The 25615-nt window shown below is 72.3% G+C and carries 28 protein-coding genes; 18 read left to right on the forward strand and 10 right to left on the reverse strand.

Translation table 11 applies throughout. From position 1 onward, the window contains the following. Positions 1 to 30: 30 nt before the first annotated feature. Genes ACWF79_RS02610 through ygfZ form a run of 3 tightly spaced genes read left to right on the forward strand, consistent with a single transcriptional unit; the run spans position 31 to position 2056 of the window. A complete protein-coding gene (locus tag ACWF79_RS02610) occupies positions 31 to 603 on the forward strand; it encodes an FABP family protein (protein WP_453726220.1) in 573 nt (190 codons plus the stop codon). Positions 604 to 642: 39 nt separating this feature from the next. Beyond that, entirely contained in the window at positions 643 to 1080 is a 438-nt protein-coding gene (locus ACWF79_RS02615; protein WP_453726221.1) for a Fur family transcriptional regulator, read from the forward strand. A gap of 10 nt (positions 1081 to 1090) precedes the next feature. Next, complete coding sequence (gene ygfZ, locus ACWF79_RS02620) at positions 1091 to 2056, forward strand: CAF17-like 4Fe-4S cluster assembly/insertion protein YgfZ (RefSeq protein WP_453726222.1); 966 nt, start codon at positions 1091 to 1093, stop codon at positions 2054 to 2056. Positions 2057 to 2080: 24 nt separating this feature from the next. Here ygfZ and dtd read toward each other — a convergent pair whose 3' ends face one another. Then, positions 2081 to 2506, reverse strand: a complete 426-nt coding sequence (gene dtd / locus ACWF79_RS02625) for a D-aminoacyl-tRNA deacylase (protein WP_453726223.1) — start codon at positions 2504 to 2506, stop codon at positions 2081 to 2083. A gap of 126 nt (positions 2507 to 2632) precedes the next feature. Here dtd and ACWF79_RS02630 point away from each other — a divergent pair, with 126 nt between their 5' ends. Then, positions 2633 to 3214 carry an RsiG family protein gene (locus ACWF79_RS02630; RefSeq protein ID WP_453726224.1) on the forward strand — a complete coding sequence of 194 codons (582 nt, stop codon included), beginning with the start codon at positions 2633 to 2635 and terminating at the stop codon, positions 3212 to 3214. A 201-nt stretch (positions 3215 to 3415) separates the two neighbouring features. Continuing rightward, positions 3416 to 4660, forward strand: a complete 1245-nt coding sequence (locus ACWF79_RS02635; protein ID WP_453726225.1) for a GNAT family N-acetyltransferase — start codon at positions 3416 to 3418, stop codon at positions 4658 to 4660. Between the two features lie 16 nt (positions 4661 to 4676). On the opposite strand, the gene ACWF79_RS02640 is transcribed toward ACWF79_RS02635, so the two are convergent. Both ACWF79_RS02640 and ACWF79_RS02645 read right to left on the reverse strand, forming a co-directional pair. Next, positions 4677 to 5402, reverse strand: a complete 726-nt coding sequence (locus ACWF79_RS02640; RefSeq protein ID WP_453726577.1) for an ABC transporter permease — start codon at positions 5400 to 5402, stop codon at positions 4677 to 4679. Between the two features lie 10 nt (positions 5403 to 5412). Then, positions 5413 to 6372, reverse strand: a complete 960-nt coding sequence (locus ACWF79_RS02645; protein WP_453726226.1) for an ATP-binding cassette domain-containing protein — start codon at positions 6370 to 6372, stop codon at positions 5413 to 5415. A gap of 111 nt (positions 6373 to 6483) precedes the next feature. Between ACWF79_RS02645 and ACWF79_RS02650 the strand changes: the two genes are divergently transcribed. Together ACWF79_RS02650 and ACWF79_RS02655 are read left to right on the forward strand one after the other, a co-directional pair. After that, positions 6484 to 7251, forward strand: coding sequence for a TetR/AcrR family transcriptional regulator (locus ACWF79_RS02650; protein ID WP_453726227.1), 768 nt, complete (start codon positions 6484 to 6486; stop codon positions 7249 to 7251). A gap of 121 nt (positions 7252 to 7372) precedes the next feature. After that, positions 7373 to 8017: a GNAT family N-acetyltransferase gene (locus ACWF79_RS02655; protein ID WP_453726228.1), complete on the forward strand. Its 645-nt coding sequence runs from the start codon at positions 7373 to 7375 to the stop codon at positions 8015 to 8017. On the opposite strand, the gene ACWF79_RS02660 is transcribed toward ACWF79_RS02655, so the two are convergent. Further along, positions 7996 to 8874, reverse strand: coding sequence for a LysR family transcriptional regulator (locus ACWF79_RS02660; protein WP_453726229.1), 879 nt, complete (start codon positions 8872 to 8874; stop codon positions 7996 to 7998). The two genes, ACWF79_RS02655 and ACWF79_RS02660, sit on opposite strands and share 22 nt — an antisense overlap. A gap of 72 nt (positions 8875 to 8946) precedes the next feature. Between ACWF79_RS02660 and ACWF79_RS02665 the strand changes: the two genes are divergently transcribed. Further along, complete coding sequence (locus tag ACWF79_RS02665) at positions 8947 to 9876, forward strand: DMT family transporter (protein ID WP_453726230.1); 930 nt, start codon at positions 8947 to 8949, stop codon at positions 9874 to 9876. On the opposite strand, the gene ACWF79_RS02670 is transcribed toward ACWF79_RS02665, so the two are convergent. Together ACWF79_RS02670 and ACWF79_RS02675 are read right to left on the reverse strand one after the other, a co-directional pair. After that, positions 9794 to 10171: a hypothetical protein gene (locus tag ACWF79_RS02670; protein WP_453726231.1), complete on the reverse strand. Its 378-nt coding sequence runs from the start codon at positions 10169 to 10171 to the stop codon at positions 9794 to 9796. The two genes, ACWF79_RS02665 and ACWF79_RS02670, sit on opposite strands and share 83 nt — an antisense overlap. Further along, complete coding sequence (locus ACWF79_RS02675; protein WP_453726232.1) at positions 10168 to 11067, reverse strand: NAD(P)-dependent oxidoreductase; 900 nt, start codon at positions 11065 to 11067, stop codon at positions 10168 to 10170. Before ACWF79_RS02675 ends, ACWF79_RS02670 begins: the two co-directional genes overlap by 4 nt. A 50-nt stretch (positions 11068 to 11117) precedes the next feature. Here ACWF79_RS02675 and ACWF79_RS02680 point away from each other — a divergent pair, with 50 nt between their 5' ends. The 5 genes from ACWF79_RS02680 (at position 11118) to ACWF79_RS02700 (ending at position 14691) form a co-directional block, all read left to right on the forward strand. Beyond that, the gene (locus ACWF79_RS02680) at positions 11118 to 11471 is read left to right on the forward strand and encodes a winged helix-turn-helix transcriptional regulator (RefSeq protein ID WP_453726233.1); all 354 of its coding nucleotides are present in this window, start codon (positions 11118 to 11120) and stop codon (positions 11469 to 11471) included. A 189-nt stretch (positions 11472 to 11660) separates the two neighbouring features. Beyond that, positions 11661 to 13088, forward strand: coding sequence for a rifampin monooxygenase (gene rox, locus ACWF79_RS02685; protein WP_453726234.1), 1428 nt, complete (start codon positions 11661 to 11663; stop codon positions 13086 to 13088). Positions 13089 to 13237: 149 nt separating this feature from the next. Continuing rightward, the gene (locus ACWF79_RS02690) at positions 13238 to 13654 is read left to right on the forward strand and encodes a helix-turn-helix domain-containing protein (protein WP_453726235.1); all 417 of its coding nucleotides are present in this window, start codon (positions 13238 to 13240) and stop codon (positions 13652 to 13654) included. A 28-nt stretch (positions 13655 to 13682) separates the two neighbouring features. Beyond that, positions 13683 to 14261, forward strand: coding sequence for a hypothetical protein (locus ACWF79_RS02695; protein WP_453726236.1), 579 nt, complete (start codon positions 13683 to 13685; stop codon positions 14259 to 14261). A gap of 85 nt (positions 14262 to 14346) precedes the next feature. Beyond that, a complete protein-coding gene (locus ACWF79_RS02700) occupies positions 14347 to 14691 on the forward strand; it encodes a DUF2516 family protein (RefSeq protein ID WP_453726237.1) in 345 nt (114 codons plus the stop codon). A gap of 40 nt (positions 14692 to 14731) precedes the next feature. Here the strand turns inward: ACWF79_RS02700 and ACWF79_RS02705 are convergent, their stop codons facing one another. The 3 genes from ACWF79_RS02705 to ACWF79_RS02715 all read right to left on the reverse strand — a co-directional run bounded on the left by ACWF79_RS02705 (position 14732) and on the right by ACWF79_RS02715 (position 18472). Continuing rightward, complete coding sequence (locus ACWF79_RS02705) at positions 14732 to 15991, reverse strand: PP2C family protein-serine/threonine phosphatase (protein ID WP_453726238.1); 1260 nt, start codon at positions 15989 to 15991, stop codon at positions 14732 to 14734. Positions 15992 to 16271: 280 nt separating this feature from the next. Next, a complete protein-coding gene (locus ACWF79_RS02710) occupies positions 16272 to 17375 on the reverse strand; it encodes an NlpC/P60 family protein (RefSeq protein ID WP_453726239.1) in 1104 nt (367 codons plus the stop codon). Between the two features lie 287 nt (positions 17376 to 17662). Beyond that, positions 17663 to 18472, reverse strand: a complete 810-nt coding sequence (locus tag ACWF79_RS02715) for a class I SAM-dependent methyltransferase (RefSeq protein WP_453726240.1) — start codon at positions 18470 to 18472, stop codon at positions 17663 to 17665. Between the two features lie 288 nt (positions 18473 to 18760). Here ACWF79_RS02715 and mshA point away from each other — a divergent pair, with 288 nt between their 5' ends. The 4 genes from mshA to ACWF79_RS02735 all read left to right on the forward strand — a co-directional run bounded on the left by mshA (position 18761) and on the right by ACWF79_RS02735 (position 23219). Continuing rightward, the gene (gene mshA, locus ACWF79_RS02720) at positions 18761 to 20104 is read left to right on the forward strand and encodes a D-inositol-3-phosphate glycosyltransferase (RefSeq protein ID WP_453726241.1); all 1344 of its coding nucleotides are present in this window, start codon (positions 18761 to 18763) and stop codon (positions 20102 to 20104) included. Then, positions 20097 to 20603: a YbjN domain-containing protein gene (locus ACWF79_RS02725; RefSeq protein ID WP_453726242.1), complete on the forward strand. Its 507-nt coding sequence runs from the start codon at positions 20097 to 20099 to the stop codon at positions 20601 to 20603. The genes mshA and ACWF79_RS02725 overlap by 8 nt, the downstream gene beginning before the upstream one ends. Positions 20604 to 20753: 150 nt before the next feature. Continuing rightward, on the forward strand, positions 20754 to 22394 hold the full coding sequence (locus tag ACWF79_RS02730) for a glycosyl hydrolase family 28-related protein (RefSeq protein ID WP_453726243.1): 1641 nt from the start codon (positions 20754 to 20756) through the stop codon (positions 22392 to 22394). 36 nt (positions 22395 to 22430) lie between these two features. After that, the gene (locus ACWF79_RS02735; RefSeq protein WP_453726244.1) at positions 22431 to 23219 is read left to right on the forward strand and encodes an alpha/beta fold hydrolase; all 789 of its coding nucleotides are present in this window, start codon (positions 22431 to 22433) and stop codon (positions 23217 to 23219) included. Positions 23220 to 23247: 28 nt separating this feature from the next. On the opposite strand, the gene ACWF79_RS02740 is transcribed toward ACWF79_RS02735, so the two are convergent. After that, positions 23248 to 24555 (reverse strand): MDR family MFS transporter, encoded by a 1308-nt coding sequence (locus ACWF79_RS02740; RefSeq protein ID WP_453726245.1) that lies wholly within the window; start codon positions 24553 to 24555, stop codon positions 23248 to 23250. Positions 24556 to 24701: 146 nt separating this feature from the next. Between ACWF79_RS02740 and ACWF79_RS02745 the strand changes: the two genes are divergently transcribed. After that, positions 24702 to 25460 (forward strand): phosphoglyceromutase, encoded by a 759-nt coding sequence (locus ACWF79_RS02745; RefSeq protein WP_392094839.1) that lies wholly within the window; start codon positions 24702 to 24704, stop codon positions 25458 to 25460. Positions 25461 to 25615 lie beyond the last annotated feature (155 nt).

Here is a 25615-nt window from a genome sequence, read left to right on the forward strand (position 1 = left end):
CTCGACGTCTACGGAACGACAGAGCTGCTCATGATCGAGATCCCGTCCGACCTCAACCCGGAGCTCGTCCCCCTCGCGTTCCTCCTCGGAACGTGGGAAGGCGCGGGCGTGGCCGACTTCCCCGGTGCGGAGAAGTGCAACTTCGGTCAGTCCGTGACCTTCAGCCACGACGGTCGCGACTTCATCGAGTACCACTCGCACTCCTGGGTCCTCGACAACGACGGCAACCAGGTCCGTCCGCTGGAGAGCGAGAGCGGCTACTGGCGGATCGACAAGGACCGCAAGGTCGAGACCGTCATGGTCCGCGACCAGGGCATCGTCGAGATCTGGTACGGCGAGCTCGCCGACAAGAAGCCGCAGATCGACCTGGTGACCGACGCCGTCGCCCGTACGGCCGCCTCCGGCGCCTACAGCGGTGGCAAGCGGCTCTACGGCTACGTCAAGGGCGACCTGATGTGGGTGGGCGAGAAGTCGACCCCCGAGGTCCCGCTGCGCCCGTACATGTCGGCGCACCTGAAGAAGGTCGTCACGCCCGAGGAGGTCGCCGAGATGGCGCGCAACCTCGGTGACCTGCCGGACGACGGCATCGCCTTCTTCAAGTAGACCCTCGGTATTCCGCCACGCCCTCCTACACTGGGGGGCGTGGTGAGCACCGACTGGAAGAGCGACCTGCGGCAGCGCGGCTACCGGCTGACGCCCCAGCGTCAGCTTGTCCTGGAGGCCGTGGACACCCTGGAGCACGCGACGCCCGACGACATCCTGGGCGAGGTCCGCAAGACGGCCTCCGGCGTGAACATCTCCACCGTCTACCGGACCCTGGAGCTCCTGGAGGAGCTCGGGCTCGTCTCCCACGCCCACCTCGGGCACGGCGCTCCGACGTACCACCTCGCCGACCGGCACCACCATCTGCACCTGGTGTGCCGGGACTGTACGGAGGTGATCGAGGCGGACGTCGAGATCGCCGCCGAGTTCACGGGGAAGCTCCGGGAGACGTTCGGCTTCGACACGGACATGAAGCATTTCGCGATCTTCGGCCGTTGCCGGGACTGTTCGAACAAGGACGCCGGTACGCAGTCGTAGGCTTTACGGCATGAAGAGCCCTCTGCTGTCCCTGCCCGGCGCCGTCCCCGCCGAAGGCCGTGACGAAGGCGTCGCCGCGCACTACGGCGATCTGTTCCGCGAGCAGCGCGCCCTCGCGGCCGGTGACGGTTTCGTCGACCTCTCGCACCGCGGTGTCGTCGCCGTCTCCGGCGACGACCGGCTGAGCTGGCTGCATCTGCTGCTCACCCAGCACGTCAGCGATCTGCCGGTGGGCCAGGCCACCGAGGCGCTGATCCTCTCCGCGAACGGTCACATCGAGCACGCGCTGTACCTCGTCGACGACGGCGAGACGGTCTGGGCGCATGTGGAGCCCGGCACGCGGGAGGAGCTGATCGCCTATCTGGAGTCGATGAAGTTCTTCTACCGGGTCGAGGTCGCCGACCGTACGGAGGACGTCGCCGTCGTCCATCTGCCGGCCGGCTCCATCGCCGAGGTGCCGCAGGGCGTGGTCGTACGTGAGACCCCGCACGGCCGTGACCTGTTCCTGCCGCGTGGGGACCTGGAGTCCTTCGCGGCCACGCACGGGCCGGCCGCCGGGATCCTCGCGTACGAGGCGCTGCGGATCGAGGCGCACCGGCCGCGGCTCGGCTTCGAGACCGACCACCGGACCATCCCGCACGAGCTGGGCTGGATCGGCAGCGCGGTGCACCTGCAGAAGGGCTGCTACCGCGGCCAGGAGACCGTCGCGCGCGTCCACAACCTGGGGAAGCCGCCGCGCCGCCTGGTCTTCCTGCACCTGGACGGCAGCGAGGTGCACCTGCCGGGCCACGGCACTCCGCTCCGGCTCGCGGCCGACGGCGCCGAGGGGCGCCAGCTCGGCTTCATCACCACCTCCGGGCGCCACCACGAGCTGGGGCCGATCGCCCTGGCGATGGTGAAGCGGAACGTGCCGGTGGACGCGGAGCTGATGGCCGGGGAGACCGCCGCCGCGCAGGAGACGGTCGTCGAGCCGTAGGCCCCTGCGGGCCCTCGGTGTGCCCTACACCTCGACGAGTACCGTGAACGGGCCGTTGTTCGTGAGCGAGACGCGCATGCTCGCTCCGAACCGGCCCGTCTCCACGTGTGCCCCCAGCTCCCGCAGCCGCGCGACGACCTCGTCGACGAGGGGCTCGGCGACCGGTCCGGGCGCGGCGGCGTTCCACGTGGGCCTGCGGCCCTTACGGGCGTCCCCGTAGAGGGTGAACTGCGAAATCACCAGCAAGGGCGCATTGATGTCCGAACAGGATTTCTCGCCCTCCAGAATCCGGACGGACCAGAGCTTTCGGGCAAGCTGCGCCGCCTTCTCCGGCGTGTCGTCGTGGGTCACTCCCACCAGCACACACAGTCCTTCGCCCACGATCTCGCCGACCGTCTCGCCTGCGACGACGACGCTCGCGCCGTCCACCCTCTGCACCACTGCACGCATACAGACCAACCTACAGAACGACGCATAGGGGCTGAACGGGTGCAGAGCGCCTGCACGCGCACAGGCAGGAGTGGCACCATGCGTGTCAGGCGGTGCGGCTCCGCGCCGGTCGAGGGGACGATTCACATGAGTGCACCTGGCGCCGGGCAGACGCCGGCCCGATTCGGTTCCGGAGTGGGCGTACGTCCGCCCGTGCAGCGGACGGTCGAGCCCGCGCTGCCGGCGCGGCCGCGGCCGGACATGGCCGCGCTGCGGCTGCCGGAGCTGCGCGCGCTGCGGCGTGACGCGCAGGGCGACGAGGCGGACCTCAGCTACGTACGGCGGATGCTGCAGGGCCGCATCGACATCCTGCGGGCGGAGCTGGCCCGGCGGACGGATCCGGAGTCGCCGGTCCTGGACCGGCTGTCGGAGATCCTCGCCGACGTGCCGTCGCGGCGGGGTTCGTCGGCGCGGCACGTGACGCTGTCGACGCCCCGGAGCGAGGAGTACCGGCGGCTCGCGGCGGAGATGCTCTCGGAGGTCGAGCTGTCCGACCTCGGGGCGCGCACGGACGACGAGTTGCACGCGGCGATGGGCCGCCTGGCGGGGTACGAGCAGCAGGTCTCGCGCCGCCGGCAGGAGCTCCAGCGGACGGCCGACGACTGCAGCGCGGAGATCACCCGCCGCTACCGCGAGGGCGAGGCCCAGGTCGACGACCTGCTGGCGTGAACGCGTCGGCGCCCGCATCCGCGACCGGTTTGAGCGGCGCGCCCGCGCCTGCGGCCGCCCGGGTCGACGGCGCGCCTGCGGCCGCCGCCGGCGTGACCGGCGCCTTTGCGGCCGCAGGGGTCCGAGCCCCGGCCCAAGTCCCGGCCGGCCCACGGAAAACCGGGGTGCGGGCGGCCGGGTGGGCGCCATAGCCTCGTTCGTATGACTCTTGAGGTGCGCCCCGTGGGCGAGTCCGAGTTGGGTGACTGGCTGCGCGCGGTCAGGACCGGGTTCCTCCGGCCCCCCGTCCTCACCGACGACGAGGTCGCGCAGCGGCGACCGTACTTCGACCTGTCCCGGACGCTCGGGGTCTTCGACCGGGGCCGGGTCGTCGCCACCTTCCGTACCTTCACGCAGGAGCTGTCGACCGTCGGCGGCGGCTCGCTCGTCGCCGACGCCGTCAGCCAGGTGACCGTCTCGCCCTCCCACCGCAGGCGCGGTGTGCTCAGCCGGGTGATGGCGGAGGACCTCGCCGCCGCGAAGGAGCGGGGCGACGCCGTGGCCTCGCTCATCGCCGCCGAGTACCCGATCTACGGGCGGTACGGCTTCGGCCCCGCCGCCTGGACCACCGAGTGGTCCGTCGACGTCACCCGCGCCGGGCTCGACCCGCGCCGCACCGGGCAGCCCGAGGACGGCGGCTCGATCGAGCTCTCCGACGGCGCCGAGATCCGCAAGGTCGGCCCCGAGGTGCACCGCCGCATGGCCCGCGTGCGGGCCGGTGTCCCGAACCGCGACACCCAGGGCTGGGAGCGCGGCACCGGCGTCGGCTACCAGACCGAGCCCTGGACCGAGCCCTTCTACGCGGTGTACCGCTCCGCGTCCGGCGACGTCCAGGGGTACGTCGCGTACCGCTCGGACGACAAGTGGGGCGACGGCAAGCAGCCGATCAACACCGCCTCCGTCCACGACCTGATCGCCTGCACCCCGGCCGCCGAGCGGGCTCTGTGGCGGTACATGTGCTCCCTGGACTGGGTGACCACGGTCCGCTCCGGCTATCGCGCACCGGACGACGTCCTCCCGCTGCTCCTGCCCGACCCGCGCGCCGCCAGGGTGGTCAGCCACGCCGACATGCTGTGGATCAGGGTCCTGGACGTCGCCAAGGTCCTTCAGGGGCGTACGTACGCGAGTTCCGGCAGCCTCGTCCTGGAGCTGCGGGACGCCGCCGGACTGGCCGGCGGGCGCTACCGGCTCGACGCCTCTCCGGAGGGCGCCGAGTGCACCCGTACCACCGAGTCCGCCGATCTCGCCCTGGACATCGCCGAGTTGGGCACGCTCTCGCTCGGTGACGAGTCGGTCGTACGGCTCGCGGAGCTGGGTCGGGTCGAGGAGCTGAGGGCGGGTGCGGCCGTCCGCGCGGACGTGCTGCTGCGGGCCTCGCGCCGGCCGTGGTGCCCGGACATATTCTGAGCCGCGCCGTCGCGGGTCACTTCGTCCGGAGCCGGAACAGGGCTCCGGACGCGGTGACCGCGACCGCGAGGATCCCGGCGCACCATGCGAGCGCGATCCAGGGCGTGTTGCCTACCGGCTGGTCGAGCAGCAGCCCGCGCATCGACTCGATGAGCGGGGTGACGGGCTGGTGCTCGGCGAAGCCGTGGAGCCAGCTCGGCATGGTCTCGATGGGGACGAACGCGCTGCTCGGGTAGGGCAGGAACATCATGAAGAAGGTGACCCCGCCCGCCGCTTCGGGGGTGCGGGTGAGCAGTCCGAGCGCCGCCGCGAACCAGGAGATCGCGGTGATGAACGCGACGAGCAGCCCGAGCGCGGCGAGCCAGCCGAGCGGGGTCGCGGTGGGCCGGAAGCCGATGACGAAGGCCACGCCGAAGACGAGCACGGTGGCGACCAGGTTGCGGGCGACGCTGGCGCCGACATGGCCGGCGAGGATCGGCGTACCGCCGATGTCGAGCGAGCGGAACCGGTCGATGATCCCGCCCTTCATGTCCTCGCTGACGCCGACGGCCGTACCGGCGGAGCCGAAGCCGGAGCAGAGGATGAGGACGCCGGGGACGACGTACGTCACGTAGCGGGTGCCGGTGTCGATGGCTCCGCCGAAGAAGTAGACGAAGACGAGCATCAGGATGATCGGCAGCATCATCGACGTGATGACGGCGTCGATGTTGCGGCGGCCGAGGCGGAGCCCGCGGCCGGTCATGGTGAGGGCGTCAGACACGGACGGACTCCTTGTCGGCGAGCTTCTCGGCGTGCTTGTCGGTGAGCGTGAGGAAGACGTCGTCGAGCGTCGCGGTGCGCAGGTCGAAGCGGACGATGTCGGCGCGGTCCGGGTCGAGTTCGTCGAGGAGGGCCCGGACCTGGGCGGCGCTGCCGTCGGTGGCGACGCCGAGGGTGAGGGTCTCGGGCTCGTGGTGGACGGCCCGGTCCGCGAGCCGGAGGTAGGCGTCCTGGCTGCGTAGGACGAGGTCGAGGCGGTGGTCGGCGAAGCGGGCCTTGAGCGCCTGCGCGGTGCCCTCGGCGACGACGCGGCCGGAGTCCATGACGGCGATGCGGTCGGCGAGCCGGTCGGCCTCCTCCAGGTACTGCGTGGTGAGGAAGACCGTCGTACCGCTGTCGGAGAGGGCGCGGACGATCTCCCAGAGCTCCTTGCGGCTGCGCGGGTCGAGGCCGGTGGTCGGCTCGTCGAGGAAGATCACCGAGGTCTCGCCGGGGTCGCGGACCAGGCCGGCGGCGAGGTCGAGCCGGCGGCGCATGCCGCCGGAGTACGTCTTGGCGAGGCGCCGGCCCGCGTCGGAGAGGCCGAAGCGCTCCAGGAGTTCGGTGGCGCGCCGGTCGGCGGCCGGGCGGGAGAGGCCGGAGAGCCGGGCCATCATGCGGAGGTTCTCGGCGCCGGTCTGCATCTCGTCGACGGCGGCGAACTGGCCGGTGAGGCTGATGGCGCGGCGCACCCGGGACCGCTGGGCGGCGATGTCGTACCCGGCCACGCGCGCGTGCCCGGCGTCCGGGGTGGTGAGGGTGGCGAGGATGCGGACGGTGGTGGTCTTGCCGGCGCCGTTGGGGCCGAGCAGGGCGAAGACGGTGCCTTCGTCGACCCGGAGGTCGAGGGAGTCGAGGACGGGGACGGTGCCGTAGGCCTTGCGGAGGCCGGTGGCTTCGACGGCGGGAGACATGGCTGTGCTCCTCGGTTCGGGAGGTCCGCGCGTACTGCGTATGCCTTACGCGTTACTGTGTAAGGGTTACGCATTACTAGGATGGCCGTCAAGCGGCGAAGGGTGAATGCGGTGGCGGACGGCAAGAGCGAGGGTGGCGGGAGCTTCCTGCCCGCGAGCATCGAGGCCGCCTGGGGGCTGCGGGAGCGCCCCTCCAAGGGGCCCAGGCCCGGCCTCACCCTCGACCGGATCGTGGCGACCGGCGTCGCCGTCGCCTCGGCGGAGGGGATCGACGCGCTCTCGATGGGGCGGATCGCCAAGGAACTCGGCGTCTCGACCATGTCCCTCTACCGCTACGTCGGCGCGAAGAGCGAGCTGTACGTCCTCATGCTGGACGCCGCCACGGGCCCGCCGCCCGACACCCCGCTGCCCGGGACGGGCTGGCGCGAGGCGGTGGAGGCCTGGGCCTGGGAGCTGCGCGAGGTCTACCACCGCAACCTCTGGACGCTCCGCATGCCGCTCACGGGGCCGCCCGCTACGCCGAACACCGTCGCCTGGTGGGAGCGGGTCATGGTCGCCCTGGAGGGCACCGGCCTCGACGAGGGCACCAAGGTCTCGGTGGTCATGCTGGTCGGCGGGTTCATCCGGAACGAGGCGCTGATGATGGCCGACATCGGGGCCGTCGTCGGCGCGAGCGGCGAGAGCCCCGAGGAGGTGCTCTCCCGTTACGGCCACACCCTCCGCCGCCTCGCCGACCCCGAGCGCTACCCGGCCGTCGCGCGCATGCTGGAAGCCGGCGTGATGGAGCAGGCCGACGAGCCGGACTACGAGTTCCGCTTCGGCCTCGCGCGGATCCTCGACGGGGTCGCGCTGCTGGTGGACGGGGAGGGGTCCCGGTGAGCGGGCTGCGCGAGCGGCGTCCAGGGCGTGCCGGCGCCTGACGACCGCTCAGTTCGCCGGACGGGTCGGGCCTTCGGGCTGGGCGGACCCCGCCCGGGCTTCAAGATCATCAACGTGCAGAATGACCCGTATGTCGATGACGAACACCCCGCAGACGGCAACGATCGACGACGCACCCCTCGTCGGCCGCACCCTGACCCGCGCCTTCGACGGCGACCCCATGATGCGCTGGTTCTTCCCCGACGACGCCTCGCGCGAGGCCTCGCTCGGCCGCTACTTCACGACGCTCTTCACCCGGCAGTACGTCCACCACGCGCTGTGCGAGCGCACCGCGTCGGCGGTCTCCTTCTGGGTGCCGCCGGAGGCGGCGGCCAAGGCCGTTCCCGACGCGGAGACCATCGCGGAGCTCACGAGCATCCTGGGCGACCGGGCGCCGTTGTTCGGGGCCGCCGTGGAGGAGGCCGGCAAGCACACGCCCCAGGAGCCGCACTGGTACCTCGCCCTGATCGGCGCCGACCCGGCCGCCCAGGGCCAGGGGCACGGGGCCGCCCTGCTCCGCTCGGGCCTGGCCCAGGCCGACGCGGCGGGGATGCCCGCCTACCTGGAGTCCTCCAAGCCCGACAACCTGGCCTTCTACCAGCACTTCGGCTTCACCGTGCGCGAGGAGCTGGAGCTTCCCGGGGGCGGGCCCACGCTGTGGGCGATGTGGCGCGAGGCGCCCGGCCGCTTCGTAGCGGCGGCGGATCAGGACCCCCAGGCCTCCTGAAGCGCCGTCAGGAGGCCCCGTACGGCGGGCAGGGCGAGTGAGGACTCCCGTACCGCCGCGTGGATCGAACGGACCGGTTCCGGGGACCGGAGCCGCCGGACGACCACGTTCGGATGGCGGCTGCCCAGGCCCGTCAGCGGGACCAGGCTGATCCCGAGGCCCGCCGCGACGAACCCCTGGGCGGTCGCGTACTCCTCGCACTCCACCGCGATGTCCGGCGTGAACCCGGCCGCCGCGCACGCCTCCAGGACGGCGTCCAGGCAGGGGCCGGGGCGCTCGCTGCCCACCCACGGCTCGTCGGCGAGTTCGGCGAGGTCGACGAGCCGGCGGTCGGCGAACCGGTGGCCCTTGGGGAGCACGGCGCGGTACGGGTCGTCGGCGAGGTGGACCAGCCGGAGACGGTCCTCGGCCCGTGCGCCCCGGGGCCGTACGACCAGGGTGACATCGGCCTCCGGGTCGGGCCGCGCGCCTTCGGCGATCCTCAGCTCCACCCGTACGCCCGGGTGTTCGGAGCGGAACCGGGCCAGGGCGGGAGCGACGAGATCGGCGCCGGCCGTGGCGAAGTACCGCAGGGACACCTGGCCGGTGCGCCCGGCCCGTAGATCGGCGAGCGCGGTCTCGGCCTCGGCGACCTGGCGGCCGATCACGGCCGCGTGCTCGGTGAGCAGCAACCCGGCTGCGGTGGGCCGCACGCCCCGGCCGAACCGTTCGAGCAGCGCGATGCCCGCCTCCTTCTCCAGGACGGCGATCTGCTGGCTCACGGCGGAGGGGGTGTAGCCGAGGTGCGCGGCGGCCGCGGTGACGGAACCGCTGGTGACGACGGCCCGGAGCACCTGCATGCGTCTCACGTCCAGCATGTAGCACAGCTTAACGCCGGGTCCATGATTCTTCGCTTGTCCTGTCGAGTGGCGGCGAGGACCGTGGAGGCCATGACTTCCGCGATACGGATGGGCGTACTGGCTCTGCTCTGGGGCTCCGGCTTCCTGTGGATCAAGCTGGCCCTCGACCACGGCCTCACGCCCGGGTGGATCACCTTCCTCCGGTGCCTGCTCGGGGCGGGCGTGCTGCTGGCGCTCGCCTACGCGGCCGGGCAGCGGCTGCCCCGGGACCGGCGGACCTGGGGGCGCCTGGCCGTCGCCGCCTTCTTCTGCAACGCCCTGCCGTTCCTGCTCTTCAGCGTCGGCGAGCAGACCGTCGACAGCGGCGTCGCGGGCGTCCTGAACGCCACCACCCCGCTCTGGTCCCTCCTCATCGGCGTGGCCCTGGGCTCGGAGCGGCCCCTGTCCGCCGCCCGGCTCGTCGGCCTGGTCCTCGGCTTCGCGGGAGTCCTGGTGATCTTCGCGCCGTGGAGCGGGGAGGCGGGGCTGCTGAGCGGGGGCGCGCTGCTGCTGCTCGGCGCCTCGGCGAGCTACGCGGTGGCCTTCGCGTACATGGCCCGCCGACTCACCGGCGGGGGCACCGCGCCCCTGGCCCTGTCGGCGGCGCAGCTGCTGGCGGCGACGGCCCTGAGCGCGCCCGCGCCGGTCGCCATGGCCGGCGGTGCGGCGGAGATCGGTGCCCTCGGGATCGTGGCGGTCGTCGTCCTCGGGGTCTTCGCGACCGGGCTGACCTTCCACCTCAACTACCGCATGATCGCCGAGGAGGGCCCGACGAGCGCCGCGACCGTCGGCTATCTGCTGCCGGTGGTGTCGGTGGCGCTCGGGGCCCTCGTGCTCGGCGAGCCGTTGACGGTCCGGGTGGTGGCCGGGATGGCGGTCGTCCTGGCCGGAGTCGCCCTTACGCGACGGGCGCCGCGACCCGCTCGGTCGCCCGCTTCCCGCCGTGGCGCCGATCGCGCTTCGGCTGCCGCGGGACGGTGAGGGCGACCGCGAAGGCGGCGACGAGGAGACCGGCGCCGACGCCGAAGGCGAGGTGGTAGCCGCTGGTCAGGGCCTCGGCGGCGGGGCGCCCCGCCTCGGTGAGGGACTCGGTGCGGGCGGCGGCCAGGGTGGAGAGGACCGCGATGCCGAGGGCCATGCCGATCGAACGGACGGCTTGGGCGTGCCCACCGAACGGACGTCCTGGGGGCGTGCCCGCCGGGCGGACGACGTGAGGGGGCGCGCCCGCGCGGGCCGCCTTTGCGGGGGCGGCACGCGCACGGGCGCTCAGGGTCACCCTCGCTTCCTGTCCCGCTCCAGGAGGTCGGCGATCCGGAGGAAGCCGTCGCCGCCGTGGCCTTCCTCGATGGCCCGGCGGGCCAGGCCCTCGGCCGCGCGCATCACGCCGGCGTCGATGCCGTGCGCGTCCGACGCGTGGACGATGTGGGCCATGGTCGAGGCCGCCGAGGTCAGCGGGTTGCCCTCGCCCGAGAAGGTGCCACTGTCGACGTCCTCGCCGCTCGCCTCGAAGATCGGCGGCAGGATCGCGCCGATGCCCCCCGCGAACGGCGCCAGCTCCCGCGCGCTGATCCCCTCCGCCTTCGCGACCGCCAGGGCGTGCGCGTACCCCGCCATGGCGGTCCAGAAGATGTCGAGCAGCGCGATGTCGTACGCCGCCGCCCGGCCGGGGTCCTCGCCGAGGTGGGTGTGGGTGCCACCGAGCGCCTCCAGTACGGGGCGGTGTTCGCGGTGGAGCTCCGCGGGGCCGCTGAGGAGGAAGACCGCGTCCGGGGTCCCGATGGTGTAGGTGGGGGTCATGATCGCGCCGTCCAGGTAACGGACGCCGTGCTCGGCCGCCCAGGCTGCCGTGGACCGCGCCCGCTCCGGGGTGTCGGCGGTCAGGTTGACCACCGTCCGCCCCTTGAGCGCGCCGGTGACCGCCTCGCGCCGCAGAACGGCGTCCGACGCGTCGTAGTTCACGACGCAGACCACGGTCAGCCCGCTCGCCGCGACCGCCTCCTCGGCGGACCCGGCGCCGATCGCGCCCCGCGCGACCAACTCCCGTTCCCGGCCCGGCGTCCGGTTCCAGACGGTGGTACGGACCCCGGCGTCCAGAAACGCGCCCGCCAGGGCCCGGCCCATCGGCCCGAGGCCGAGTACGGTGACGGAGGGCTGCTCGGTGGGTGAGGGCATGGTTCAACTCCCGTAGACATAAATGATGATCGGTAGGAAAAGGGGCGGGGATGACGCGAGGTCGGGCCCAGGACACGGAGGTCTGTGGAGTGACCGCCGCGATCGCGGTCATCGACGGCAAGTGGAAGACGGCACTGCTCTGGCTGCTGGAGTCGGGCCCCCGCCGCCCGGGCGAGCTGCGCCGCCTCCTGCCCGGACTCAGTGAGAAGGTCCTGACTCAGTCGCTGCGCGAGATGGAGACCGACGGGCTGGTGCACCGGCAGGTGTACGACACGCTTCCGCTGAAGACCGAGTACTCCCTGACGGAGTTCGGCGGGGAGCTCGCGACGGCGCTCGCGCCCCTCTCCGAGTGGGGACATCGCCGCCTTGAGAAGCTCACCGAGATCCGCTCGGCTGCCTCCTGACGCATCCGCACCGCCGCACCTCCCACCTCGCTCGTCGCCCGGCCCTCCACCAGGGTCGTCGCTCCGGTGACCACCGCCAAGTACCCACAAAAAAGTGGCTACATAAGGTGTGCAGGTGCGGTCGGGAAGCGCTGAGCCAACAGCGACGTACCGGCCGGCCGTTGTTCACCATTGCTCTTGGGGGATCTCATGATGGACGTCATCGTCGTCGGCGCCGGACCGACCGGTCTGATGCTGGCCGCGGAGCTGCGGCTGCACGGCGTACAGGCTGTCGTGCTGGAGCGGGACACGGAGCCGACCGAGGTGGTCCGCGCGCTCGGCCTGCACGCGCGCAGCGTCGAGGTCATGGACCAGCGCGGTCTGCTGGAACGGTTCCTCCCGCTCGGCCGGCAGCACCCGCTCGGCGGCGGGTTCTTCGCCGGTATCGACAAGCCCGCGCCGCAGCTGGACACGACCCACCCGTACGTCCTCGGCATCCCGCAGCCCACCGTCGACCGCCTGCTGGCCGAGCGCGCCGTCGAACTCGGCGCGGACATCCGGCGCGGCTGCCGACTGGTCGGGCTCAGCCAGGACGAGGACGGTGTGACCGCCGAACTCGCCGACGGCACCCGGCTGCGCTCGCGCTACCTCGTCGCCTGCGACGGTGGCCGCAGCACCGTACGCAAGCTGCTCGGGGTCGCCTTCCCGGGCGAGCCCAGCAAGGTCGAGACGCTGCTGGGCCAGATGGAGCTGACCGCGTCACCGGAGGAACTGGCCGCCGTGATGACCGAGGTCCGTAAGACGCAGAAGCGGTTCGGCGTCGTGCCCTTCGGGGAGGGGGTGTACCGCGTCGTCGTGCCCGCCGAGGGGGTCTCCGAGGACCGGGCGGTCCCGCCGACCTTCGAGCAGTTCAAGGCGCGACTGCGGGAGGTCGCCGGCACGGACTTCGGCGTGCACTCGCCGCGCTGGCTCTCCCGCTTCGGCGATGCCACCCGGCAGGCCGAGCGCTACCGGGTGGGTCGGGTACTGCTGGCGGGCGACGCGGCGCACATCCACCCGCCGGCCGGCGGGCAGGGCCTCAACCTCGGCATCCAGGACGCGTTCAACCTGGGCTGGAAGCTGGCGGCCGAGGTCACCGGCTGGGCGCCGGAGGGCCTCCTCGACACCTACGAGGCCGAACGGCACCCGGTGGCCGCCGACGTGCTGGACAATACGCGGGCGCAGATGGAGCTGATGTCCCTGGAGCCGGGCGCCCGGTCGGTGCGTCGGCTGGTGGCGGAGCTGATGGACTTCGAGGAGGTGAACCGGTACCTGCTGGAGAAGGTCACCGCGCTCGGCGTCCGCTACGACCTGGGTGAGGGCCACCCGCTCCTCGGCCGCCGCCTGCGGGACGTGCAGCTGAAGCAGGGTCGCCTGTACGAGCTCACGCGCACCGGCCGAGGCCTGCTGCTCGACCGGACCGGCACGCTCTCGGCGACGGGCTGGGCGGACCGCGTCGACCACGTCGCCGACACCGGCGAGGAACTGGAAGCCCCCGCGATCCTCCTCCGCCCGGACGGCCACGTGGCCTGGGCCGGCGACTCCCAGAAGGACCTGCTCACCGCCCTGACCGCCTGGTTCGGCCCGGCGACGGCCTGAGAGCCGGGCCGCAGCCTGACAACTCGGTGACGGCTTGACGCCCCGGCCACGGCCTGACGGCTCGGCCGGGGTCCGGCCCCCGTGGTGAGGCGCGACGCTATTGCAAGCGGGTGCTTGCAATAGTTAGCGCGGGGTGGCAAGGTCGCAGCATGGCATCGCTCAACGTCGGCAATCTTGGCGAGTACCTCCGCGAGCAGCGGCGCACCGCGCAGCTGTCGTTGCGGCAGCTCGCGGAGGCCGCCGGGGTGTCCAATCCCTATCTGAGCCAGATCGAGCGCGGCCTGCGCAAGCCCAGCGCCGAGGTGTTGCAGCAGGTCGCCAAGGCGCTGCGGATCTCCGCCGAGACGCTGTACGTGCGGGCCGGGATCCTCGACGAGAAGGAGCGGGACGAGCTGGAGACGCGCGCCGTCATCCTGGCCGATCCCTCGATCAACGAGCGGCAGAAGCAGGTACTGCTCCAGATCTACGACTCCTTCCGCAAGGAGAACGCCGCAGAGGCGGCCGCCGACCAGGCCGCTGCCGGCGGGGACGACGCCGGTCCCGATGCCGAACCCACCGCGAGCTAGTACGTACACATCCGGGAGGACCACCACCATGGCCATCATCGAAGAACTGCGTACCCCCCTCTACTTCGCCGCCGGTACCGCCGACCTCGCCGTCCAGCAGGCCAAGAAGGTCCCCGGTCTTATCGAGCAGATCGCCGCCGAGGCGCCCGCGCGGATCGACGCCGTGCGCAACACGGACCCCAAGGTCGTGCAGGAGAAGGTGACCGGCCGGGCCAAGGAGGCCCAGGCCACCGTCCAGTCGAAGTTCGCCGAGGTCGTCGGCAGCCTCGACACCGACCTGAAGAAGCTCGGCGAGACCGCCCAGGACCTGGCCCTGCGGGGCGTCGGCGTGGCCGCCGAGTACGCGGTCAAGGCGCGCGAGAAGTACGAGGAGGTCGCCGCCCACGGCGAGGAGGCCGTCAGGGCGTGGCGCGGCGAGATGGCCGAGGACATCACCGAGATCGCCGTCGTCGTCGAGCCGGAGCCGGAGCGCGCGCCCGAGACGAAGGCCGAGGTGCCGGCCCAGGACGCCGCGGCCGACGAGACCGCCGCGAAGAACGCCTCCGCCCGCCGGACCACGGCCCGCAAGACCCCCGCCAAGAAGAACGTCACCGCCACCGAGAAGTAACCGGGGCACCAATCAGGGTGACCCGTGCGTTGTAGCGGGTACCTTGGCCGCGAGGCGCTCCACCCACTCACGAGGCGGTTCAGACATGTTGCGCGAAGGATTCGACTCCATCATCTGGCTGGTGATCGGCCTCGTCTTCATCGGCATGGCCGTCGCCGCGCTCGTCTTCGCGGCCATGGCACGCGAGGACGCGTACCGGGCCGCCGACAAGCAGACCAAGAAGTTCTGGCTGATCCTTCTGGGCATCAACCTGGCGCTGAACCTGCTGCTGCCCATGCTCTTCCTGCAGATCGCCGGGCTCATCGCCGCGATCGTCTTCATGGTCGACGTCCGGCCTGCCATCAAGCAGGTCTCCGGCGGCGGTGGCGGCGGCCGACGCGGCGGATCCAGCAGCGACGGGCCGTACGGTCCCTACAACGGCGGCCGGTAGAGCCGTAGGGCGTGCGGGGGAACCTCTCAGGGGCCCGGGGTCATCCCCGGGCCCTTTCCAGTGCCAGGACCGCCACGTCGTCCGTCAGCTCGCCGCCGTTCAGCGAGCGCACCTCCGCCACGGCCGCCTCCAGCAGGTCCTCGCCCCGCAGGCCCTCCGCCAGCTGCCGGTTGATCATCTCGACCATCCCGTCCTGCCCGAGCCGCGGCGAGCCCGGGCCCGCCGAGCGGCCCTCGATCAGGCCGTCGGTGTACATCAGCAGGCTCCACGCCCCGCCCAGCTCCACCTGGCGGCGCGGCCAGCGGGCGCGCGGCAGCAGGCCGAGGGCCGGGCCGCCGTCCTCGTACGGCAGCAGGCGCGCCGGGCGGCCCTTGCGGGCGATCAGCGGCGCCGGGTGGCCGGCCAGGCAGAGGCCCGCCCGGCGGCCGTCCGGGGCGATGTCGACCGTGCAGAGCGTCGCGAAGATCTCCTCGCTCTCCCGCTCGTGCTCCAGGACCCGCTGGAGCGTGGAGAGCAGCTCGTCCCCGCACAGGCCTGCGAAGGTCAGCGCCCGCCACGCGATGCGCAGCTCCACGCCGAGCGCCGCCTCGTCCGGGCCGTGCCCGCAGACGTCGCCGATCATGGCGTGGACGGTGCCGTCGGGCGTACGGACGGTGTCGTAGAAGTCGCCGCCGAGCAGGGCGCGCGAGCGGCCGGGCCGGTAGCGGGCGGCGAACCGCAGGTCGGAGCCCTCCAGGAGCGGCGTGGGCAGCAGCCCGCGCTCCAGGCGGGCGTTCTCCTGGGCCCGCAGCCGCGACTCGGTCAGCTTCACCTGCACCGCGTCGGCCCGCTTGCGCTCGACCGCGTACCGGATCGCCCGGCTCAGCAGTCGGCCGTCGAGCTCCTCGCGGAAGAGGTGGTCCTGGGCGCCGACCCGTACCGCCTCCGCCGCCAGCTCCGCGTCCGTCGAGGCCGCGAGTGCCAGGACGGCGTGGCGCGGGGCGAGCCGCAGGATGTGGCGCAGGGGCGCGAGCGGGTCGTCACCGGCGGCGCGGGGGTCGGGCAGGGCCAGGTCGACCAGGACGCAGTGGACGTCGTCGGTGAGCAGCCGCTCGGCCTCGGTGAGGTTGCGGGCGGTACGGATCCGGACGCGGGTCCCGTCGCCGGCGTCGAGCATCTCGGGTACGGCGAGGGCACCCGCCGGGTCGTCCTCGACGACCAGAAGGGTGAGGTCGTTGCCGCCGGTGCCGGTCGCAGCGGTGACAACGGCGCCGGGCGCCGCAGCAGAGACGATTCTCTGGCGCGGTACGGGTACGGGCATCGGTCGCGGTTTCCTTCCCTCCCCCCGAGGGCGCGGCGGGGCGACGAACGACGTCCCGCCAGACGGGGACCATAGCGGTACCGCGCGGGGGAGCGGAATGGTGATCACGGTACGAGCACGGAGGAGCCGTTGGCATATGCCGCGCATGGGGAGGTTGTTGCCCTCGGGGCCATGACGAACATCACGCCGGGGCGGTACGCGGAAGCCTCCGCTCCGGGCGGACGACGTGAACGGCGTCACGTGCGTCCGGCGACTGCCGCCCCCGCCCCCGACCCCGGCGTCACTGCGGGCGGACCACGCCCAGGATCTCCATCGAGCCCGCGCCCGCGAGCGTGACGTCCCGGCCCGGGCGCGGCGCGTGCACCATCGCCCCGTTCCCGACGTACATGCCGATGTGGCTGGCGTCCTTGTAGTAGACGATCAGGTCGCCCGGCCGCATGTCCTTGATGTCCACCTTGGGCAGCAGCCGCCACTGCTCCTGCGAGGTGCGCGGGATGGGCCGGCCGGCCACGCCCCAGGCCCGCTGGGTCAGCCCCGAGCAGTCGTACGAGTCCGGGCCCTCCGCGCCCCAGACGTACGGCTTGCCGATCTGCGCCGTCGCGAACTCCACCGCCCGCTTGCCCTGCGGCGTGGCCGTGGTGTTCAGGCCCTTGAGGACTCCGGTGTCCACCCAGGCGGTCTGCAGGCGGTACTGCTCCTGCTCCTCAAGGCGCCGCAGCCGCTCCAGCTCATCGGCGGCCAGCTCGGACTCCAGCTTCTTCGCCGCCGCTATCTTTCCGTCGATGTCCTTCTTCGCCTCGGCCTGCTTGACGCGGTTGGCCTCCAGCTTGGTCCAGTTGGTGCCCGCGTCCTTGGCGTAGACGGTCAACTGGGCCTGGGTCCGGGTCATTTCGGCCAGCAGGTCCTTGGTGGCCTTCTGGCCCTCCTTGAACCGGCCGGCGTTGTCGAGGAAGAGCTGCGGGTCGTCGGTGAGGACGAACTGCGCACCGTCGGGCAGGCCGCCGTTGCGGTACTGGGCGCGGGCCGCGGCGCCGGCCTGGGCCTTGAGCGCGTCGATCTTCTCGTTGCCGGCCACGATCATCTGCGCAAGCCGCACGATCTCGGCGGACTGCTCCTTGGTCTGCTCCTCGGCGAGGTTGTACGCGTCGGTGGCGGCGGCGGCCTGCCGGTACAGGCCGTCGATCTCCTTGCGTACCTCTTCGAGGGTCTTCTTCGGCGCGGTGGGCGGCAGCGGGGCGGCGGGGGCCTTCGGTGCGGCCGGTGCGTTCGGGGCGGATGGGGCCGACGGGGCCGCCGAGGCCTGAAGGGTCAGCGCGGGTGAGGCCAGCACCGTCAGGGCACAGACCACGGTGATCGCGGCGTTGACACAGCGGCGTCGGTTCACAAACTCCCCCTCGTACGGCCCGCACCGGTATCTGATTTACCGTCAGTAACTTGGTGGCGACCTTGGCGATAGTGCCATGCGTGACGTGAAAGCAACAGGGGATACCGGGCCCTGTCGGGTCACTCTCCCCCAGACGGGACGGGCGGGGAGGGGGTTGCGTTCCCGATCGGGTGGGAATTCACCGGCAATTGGCCCGCGGCTGTCCCCGCGGCGGGTGCAGGTGGCCGACCGCGCGGCCTTGCCGTCCGCGCTGCCGTCCCCCCGCGCTGCCCTCCGACCGCAGTCGGCTACGCGCGAGGAGCGAGTGCCTCCCAGCGCACCGTCACCTCGCCCTGGCGCCACCGCCGGTATCCGTCCGTCAGGGGCCAGTCCGCCCCCAGGTCGCGTACGGCCCGGATCCAGCGCTGCCGCGCGCCCAGCGAGGCGTACGGGGCGGCCGCCGCCCATGCCCGGTCGAAGTCCCGCAGGAACGCGTGGACCGGCTCACCGGGCACGTTGCGGTGGATCAGCGCCTTCGGCAGCCGTTCCGCGAGGTCCGAGGGCCGGTCGAGCGAGCCGAGCCGGGTCGCGAAGGTCACCGTCCTCGGGCCGGACCGGTCGAGTGCCACCCACACATGGCGCCGCCCGATCTCGTCGCAGGTGCCCTCGACGAGCAGCCCGCCGGGCCCGAGCCGCGCGCACAGCCGCACCCACACCGCCGCGACCTCGTCCTCGTCGTACTGCCGCAGCACGTTCGCGGCCCGGATCAGCGCGACCTCGCCCGGCACCGGGACCTCGAAGCCGCCGTGCAGGAAGGTGAGGCCCTCGCGCTCGTACGGCTTCGCGGCGGCGACCCGGGCCGGCTCGATCTCGATGCCGACGACCTCGGTACGCGGATCGGCCGTGCGGAGCCGGTCCAGCAACTCCACGGCGGTCCACGGGGCGGCCCCGTAGCCCAGGTCGACGGCGACGGGCGGCACGGGGGAGCGGCGCAGGGCCGGCCCGTGCGTGGCGGCGATCCAGCGGTCCATGCGCCGCAGGCGGTTCGGATTGGTGGTCCCGCGGGTCGCCGTGCCGACGGGGCGGGCAACGCCGGGGCGGGTGGTGCGCGGGGCCATAGAGACGAGGGTACGGCCCGGGGCGGGCGGGGAATGCCACGCCGTCCGGCACGGCAATGAATTGGTAAAGCGGAAATGGATGGTGCGATTCCGGTGTTGTGCGGCGTGGAAGGTGCCCAGAGCGCCCGCCTTGTTGTGCCCGCAGTACCCGCCTTGTTGTGCCCGCAGTACCCGCAGTTCCAGCAGCACCCGCCCCACCAGCAGGACCCGCCCCACCAGCAGGACCCGCCCCGCCCGTAGAACCCTGCCGTGCCCGCTAAGCACCCACCCAGCGGAAGGACCGTCGACGTGAGCCAGTACGTCTCCCGGCTCGCCGGCTCTCTGGCGACGCCTTCCCGGCTTCGGCTCCCCGGACGTCACCGGAGTCCGCGCCGCGTGGCCATGCTCAGCGTGCACACCTCGCCGCTCCACCAGCCGGGCACCGGCGACGCCGGTGGCATGAACGTGTACATCGTCGAGCTGGCCCGGCGGCTGGCCGCGATCAACATCGAGGTCGAGATCTTCACCCGGGCCACCACCGGCGGCCTCGCCCCCGTGGTCGAGCTCGCGCCGGGCGTTCTCGTACGGCATGTGGACGCGGGGCCGTACGAGGGGCTGGCCAAGGAGGAGCTGCCGGCCCAGCTCTGCGCCTTCACGCACGGCGTGATGCAGGCCTGGGCGGGCCACCGCCCCGGCCACTACGACCTGGTCCACTCCCACTACTGGCTCTCCGGCCACGTCGGCTGGCTCGCCGCCGAGCGCTGGGGCGTCCCGCTCGTCCACGCCATGCACACCATGGCCAAGGTCAAGAACGCGGCGCTCGCCGAGGGCGACACGCCGGAGCCCGCGGCCCGGGTGATCGGCGAGACGCAGATCGTCGACGCCGCCGACCGGCTGATCGCCAACACCTCCGAGGAGGCCGACGAACTCGTCCGCTTCTATGACGCGGACCCGGCCAAGGTCGCCGTCGTCCACCCCGGCGTGAACCTGGACCACTTCCGCCCGACCGACGGCCGTGCCGCCGCCCGGGCCCGCCTCGGGCTGCCCGCCGACGCCTTCATCCCGGTCTTCGCGGGCCGGATCCAGCCGCTGAAGGCCCCCGACATCCTGCTGCGGGCCGCGGCCCAGCTCCTGGAGCGCGATCCGTCGCTGCGCTCGCGCATGGTCGTCCCGGTCGTCGGCGGGCCCAGCGGCAGCGGCCTCGCCAAGCCCGAGAAGCTCCAGAAGCTCGCCGCCCGTCTCGGCATCGCGGACATCGTCCGCTTCCACCCGCCGGTCGGCCAGGACCGCCTCGCGGACTGGTTCCGGGCGGCGTCGGTGCTGGTCATGCCCTCGTACAGCGAGTCCTTCGGCCTGGTCGCCATCGAGGCGCAGGCGGCCGGGACCCCGGTCGTCGCGGCGGCGGTGGGCGGCCTGCCGGTCGCCGTACGGGACGACGTCACCGGCTTCCTGGTCCAGGGCCACGACCCGGCCGACTACGCCCGCGCGCTCGGCCGCTTCGTCGCGGACCCGGCGCTGAGCGACCGGATGGGCGCGGCGGCGGCCCGGCACGCGGAATCGTTCGGCTGGGACACGGCGGCCTCGGGCACGGCGGACGTGTACACGGCGGCGATGCACGATCACCGCCGTCGCGTACGCTCGCATCATGGCTGAGCGAGCTGGGCGAACCGAGGACGTACGGCGGGTCATCGAGGACACCTTCAAGGACGCCGAACTGGAGTGGGAGTCCCCCGAGCCGGGCTCGTACGTGGTGAAACTCCCTGGCACCCGCAAGCTCTTCACGACGCTCTCGCTCAAGGTCGGCCGTCACTCCCTCTCGTTGAACGCGTTCGTCATCCGCCACCCCGACGAGAACGTGTCCGGCGTCCACCGCTGGCTCCTGGAGCGCAACCTCAAGCTGTACGGCGTGAGTTACGCGGTCGACGGCCTCGGCGACATCTATCTGACCGGCAAACTTCCGCTGGCGGCCGTCACTCCGGAGGAGCTGGACCGGCTGCTCGGTTCGGTGCTCGAAGCGGCGGACGGTTCCTTCAACACGCTTCTGGAGCTGGGTTTCGCGAGCGCGATCCGGCGCGAGTACGAGTGGCGGGTCTCGCGCGGCGAGTCGACACGGAACCTCGACGCGTTCACACATCTGACCAAGAAGCCGTAGAAGCCGTAGGAGTCGTAGGAACGCCCGCGCGTCCGAACCCCTCCGAACCTTCTGCCTTCCATCACACCCCCTTCCGTACCCGCCCCGGCCGTGCCATGCTCGCCGCCGTCGCACATCTGAATGACGTTCACATCCATGAAAGGCGGGCTCATGGGAATCAGCAGGAGACAGTTCGTGTCCGGTGCGGTGGCCGTCGGGGTGGCGGCGACGACGACGGGCTTCCGCCCCACGGGATCGTCACGGCTGTGGGACGAGTTCACCGGCGCCCCCTACACCCACCCCCAGATCCCCTACGTCGGCCGCGCCGGCGCCCGTAGGGGCGCCACCCGGCTCGGCCGGCCGCCGGTCGTCGCGAACGTCCTCTCCTACGGCGCCGTCCCCGACGGCTCCGCCGACTCGGCCGCCGCCGTCAACCGGGCCCTCGCCGAGGCGGGGGAGCGCGGCGGTGGCACGGTGCTCGTCCCGCCGGGTACGTACCGCATCGACGACTTCCTCCGCATCGGCCACAGCGACGTCGTCCTGCGCGGCGCGGGCTCCGGCCGTACGAAGCTGATCGCGACGAAGAACCTCACCGAGCTGATCGGCACGTACGGTTCGCGCTACGGCGGCGACAAGTCCGCCTGGTCCTGGGCCGGCGGCCTGATCTGGCTCGCCCCCAAGGCCCGGCTCGACTCCCTCGTCGCGGCGATCCGTGCCAGGGCCTGGCCCTTCGAGGGCTGGACCGGCAACAAGCGCGACGAGTGGCAGACCCTGACGACCGTCCGCTCGGCCCGGCGCGGCGACTGGTCGGTGACGGTCGACGACCCCTCAGCCGTACGCCGGGGCCAGGTGGTTCTGCTCCGCGTGGCCGACGACGCCGGCCACACGCTCCTGGAGCACATGGCGGGCGGCGGCGCCGGAGCGGAGTCGTACCACTGGGACGACAAGACCAAGCTGACGAGCTACGTCCCCTACGAATGGCCGGTGCGCATCGCGTCCGTACGCGGCCGGACGGTGACGTTCGAACGCCCCCTCCCGCTCGACGTACGCCCGGAGTGGGACCCGCGCCTGACCACGCTCGCGGAGCCGCTGACGGGGGCCGGGGTGGAGAGGATGACGCTGGAGGCGGTCGAGACGCCCCAGTCGGCCCACCTCCTCGACAGGGGCCACAACGGCGTCACCTTCCAGTGCGCGTACGACTGCTGGGCCGACGACGTCGTCGTACGGCACGTGGACAACGGCTTCGGTCTCGTCGCCGCCTCCGCCTGCACCCTGCGCCGTACCCGGGTCGAGGGCCGGGGCTCCCACCACCCGTACTTCTGCCGCGAGGGCGCGCACGACAACCTGATCGAGGACTTCCGCATCGCGGCCCGTACGGTCCCGGCGCCTGCGGGGACGCAGCTCCACGGCATCAACGTGGAGGGGCTCTCCAGCCACAACGTCTGGTCGCGCGGGGTGATGGAGATGGGCACCTTCGACACGCACCGGGGCATGCCGTTCGCCAACGTACGGACGGAGATCACCGTCGAGAACAACGGGCGGCACGGCGGCGACGCCTCGGCGGGCCCGCTGTACGGCGCCCGCTTCACGCACTGGAACGTGACGGTGACGAACGGCCGGGCCGGCCTGGTCAAGATCGACACGATCGCCCCGTACAGCGCGACGGTCGGCATCAGTGAGGTCACCGAGTTCGACCAGATCGACGTACCGGACTTCACGGGCGAGCTCCACGCGCGCGTGGAGGCGTACGGAAGCCCGGGGGCGATCCGCCCCCGCAACCTGTACGAGGCGCAGCGCCTGCTCGGGCGCTGACCGGCGGCGTCCGACGGGCGGGCCTACCCTGAAGCCATGGCGACGGTGCACGTCAACGGGGTGGAGGTCGCGTACGACCGCGTGGGTGCGGGGCCGCCCGTGGTGTTCCTGCACGGGGCGGCGGAGGACGCCCGCATCTGGCGGCCCCAACTCGACGGGCTGGCGGACGCGTTCACGGTCGTGGCCTGGGACGAGCCGGGAGCGGGGCGGTCCTCCGGCATCCCCGAGACCTTCGGCCTCGCGGACTACGCGCACTGTCTGGCCGCGGTCGTGGAGTCGCTGCGGCTCGGTCCGGCGCACATCGCCGGTCTGTCCTGGGGCGGCACGGTCGCCCTGGAGTTCTACCGCCACCACCCGGACCTCGTGCGGACACTGCTCCTCGTCGACACCTACGCGGGCTGGAAGGGTTCCCTGCCGGCCGAGGAGGTACGGGCCCGGGTCGAGGGCGCGCGCCGGATGCTGGCCGCGCCGCGCGGTGCGTTCGACCCGACCCTGCCCGGCCTCTTCGCCGGCGCGCCGCCCGCCGCGTACGTACCGCTGCTGGACGCGATGGCGGCCGTCGTACGCCCGGAGACCATGCGGACACAACTGCACCTCATGGCCGAGACGGACCAGCGGGATCTCCTGCCCACCGTCTCGGTGCCCGCCCTGCTGCTCTGGGGAGAGCTGGACGCGCGCTCGCCCCTGGCCGTCGCGCGGCAGTTCCAGGACGCGATCCCGGACACCGAGCTGGTCGTGATCCCGGGCGCGGGGCACGTCAGCAACCTGGAACGGCCCGAGGAGTTCAACCGGGTCGTACGCGACTTCCTCCGCGCCCACTCCTGAGCCGGGCGGTACGTGGCGAGCCGGTGCGTTACGAGGTCGCGTCCTGGGTCTCGGCCTCGCGCGCGGCCCGTGGCGTGCCGTCGGCGGCGGTCTTTCCGGGCAAGGGGTCGTCCGTCGGGCCGTCGTCCGCGAGGGCCTTGCGGAGCCGGGTCGTGTAACCGATGGCGGCGAGAGCTCCGATGGCGGCGGTGCCCATCCAGAGGAAGTCCGGACCCGGCCCGTCCACGACCCATCCGGCGAGGATCGGGGCGAGGAAGCCGGACAGCGCCCAGGACATGCCCATGACGCCCTGGTAGCGGCCGCGGGCGTGTTCGGGGGCGAGCTTGGCGGTGGCGGCGGCGTTCGTCGGGACGTGGACCATCTCGCCGATGGTCCACACGACGACGGTGACCGCGAACACCAGCGGCGTGCCGGCCAGCGCGGTGGCGCCGGTGCCGACGGCGAAGAGCAGCGCGGAGACGGTGAGCAGCATCGCCGGCGAGCGCTTCTCGGTCACCTTGTTGACCAGCAGCTGGAAGGCGACGATCACGACACCGTTGACGGCGATGACGGCGCCGTACGCGGAGGGTTCGAGCCCCGCCGCCGCCATGGAGAGGGGCAGGCCGACCCAGGGGGCGGTGAAGACGAGGCAGACGAGGAGGTTGAGGAGGACGAGCGTACGGAAGGGGGCGTCGCGCAGAACGTCGAGGACGCTGACGCGGTCCTTCTCGACGAGCTCGCCGGCGGGGTTCCGCCTGGCTTCGGGCCGGGTCTCGGGCAGGCGCAGGAAGACGATGAGGGCGCAGAGGGTGACCGCGACGGCCTCGACGAGGAAGAGGGTGCGGTAGCCGAGGAAGATCGCGGCGCCACCGCCGAAGGCGGCGACGGCGAAGCCGAGGTTGAGGGCCCAGTAGTTGAGGGCGAAGGCGCGGCGGCGGTCGTGCTCGGGGACCATGTCGGTGATGGTCGCCTGGATGGACGGCCGGACGGCCTGCATGGAGACGCCCATGAGCAGGACGACGGCGGCGACACCCCAGGCGGTGGTGACCACGGCGAGGGCGGTGGCGCAGGAGGCCGTCACCAGGTGCATGGTGACCATCGTGGGACGGCGGCCCCACTTGTCGGTGAGGGTGCCGCCCAGCGGGGAACCGGCGACGCCGCCGAGGCCGTGCAGGGCGACGACGAGCCCGGCGTACCAGGCGGAGTGGCCGAGCTCCTCGGTCAGGTACAGCGACAGGAACGTCAGGACGAAGGCGCCGGTCCGGTTGACGAGGGTGGAGAGCCAGAGCCACCAGAACCCGCGGGGGAGCCCGGAGACGGTGGCGCGGGCTGATCGCCTGAGCGAGTCGATGGACATGTGTGGACGGCCCCCCGTGGATGTAAGCGTCGCTACCAGCAGACGTAACTTACGGCTGAGGCTCCGCCCGGCGCCACCGAATTGACGGTGAGCGTCAACCGTCGGCGGTGCGCACGGCGCCTCGGGCGTCGATTAGGCTCGGACGCATGGCCGACGCACCGTACAAGCTGATCCTCCTCCGCCACGGCGAGAGCGAGTGGAACGCGAAGAACCTGTTCACCGGCTGGGTGGACGTCAACCTCACCGAGAAGGGCGAGAAGGAGGCGGTCCGCGGCGGTGAGCTGCTCAAGGACGCCGGCCTGCTGCCCGACGTACTGCACACCTCCCTCCAGAAGCGCGCCATCCGCACGGCGCAGCTGGCGCTGGAGTCCGCCGACCGCCACTGGATCCCGGTCCACCGCTCCTGGCGCCTGAACGAGCGGCACTACGGTGCGCTGCAGGGCAAGGACAAGGCGCAGACGCTCGCGGAGTTCGGCGAGGAGCAGTTCATGCTCTGGCGCCGCTCGTACGACACCCCGCCGCCGGCGCTCGAGGACGGCACGGAGTTCTCCCAGTCGGACGACGCGCGCTACGCGACGATCCCCCCGGAGCTCCGCCCCCGCACGGAGTGCCTGAAGGACGTCGTCGACCGCATGCTGCCGTACTGGTACGACGGCATCGTCCCGGACCTCCTGGACGGCCACACGGTCCTGGTCGCGGCCCACGGCAACAGCCTCCGCGCCCTGGTCAAGCACCTGGACGGCATCTCTGACGAGGCCATCGCGGGCCTGAACATCCCGACGGGCATCCCCCTGGTCTACGAACTGGACGAAAACTTCAAGCCCCTCAACCCGGGCGGCACCTACCTCGACCCGGAGGCGGCCGCGGCGGCGATCGAGGCCGTGAAGAACCAGGGCAAGAAGTAGCCCACAGCCACGAAAGGGCCCCCTACCTGCCGCTCTCGGGCGGGGTAGGGGGCTTCTTCCTGCTTGTGAGCCTTCTGCGGGCCACCAGGGCCTCGCGTTGCTTGCTCATGTCGCCAACTCGCCATGAGGAAGTAATCCGTTGTCGGCGCGCGACG

This window comes from Streptomyces sp. NPDC054975, assembly GCF_053609105.1.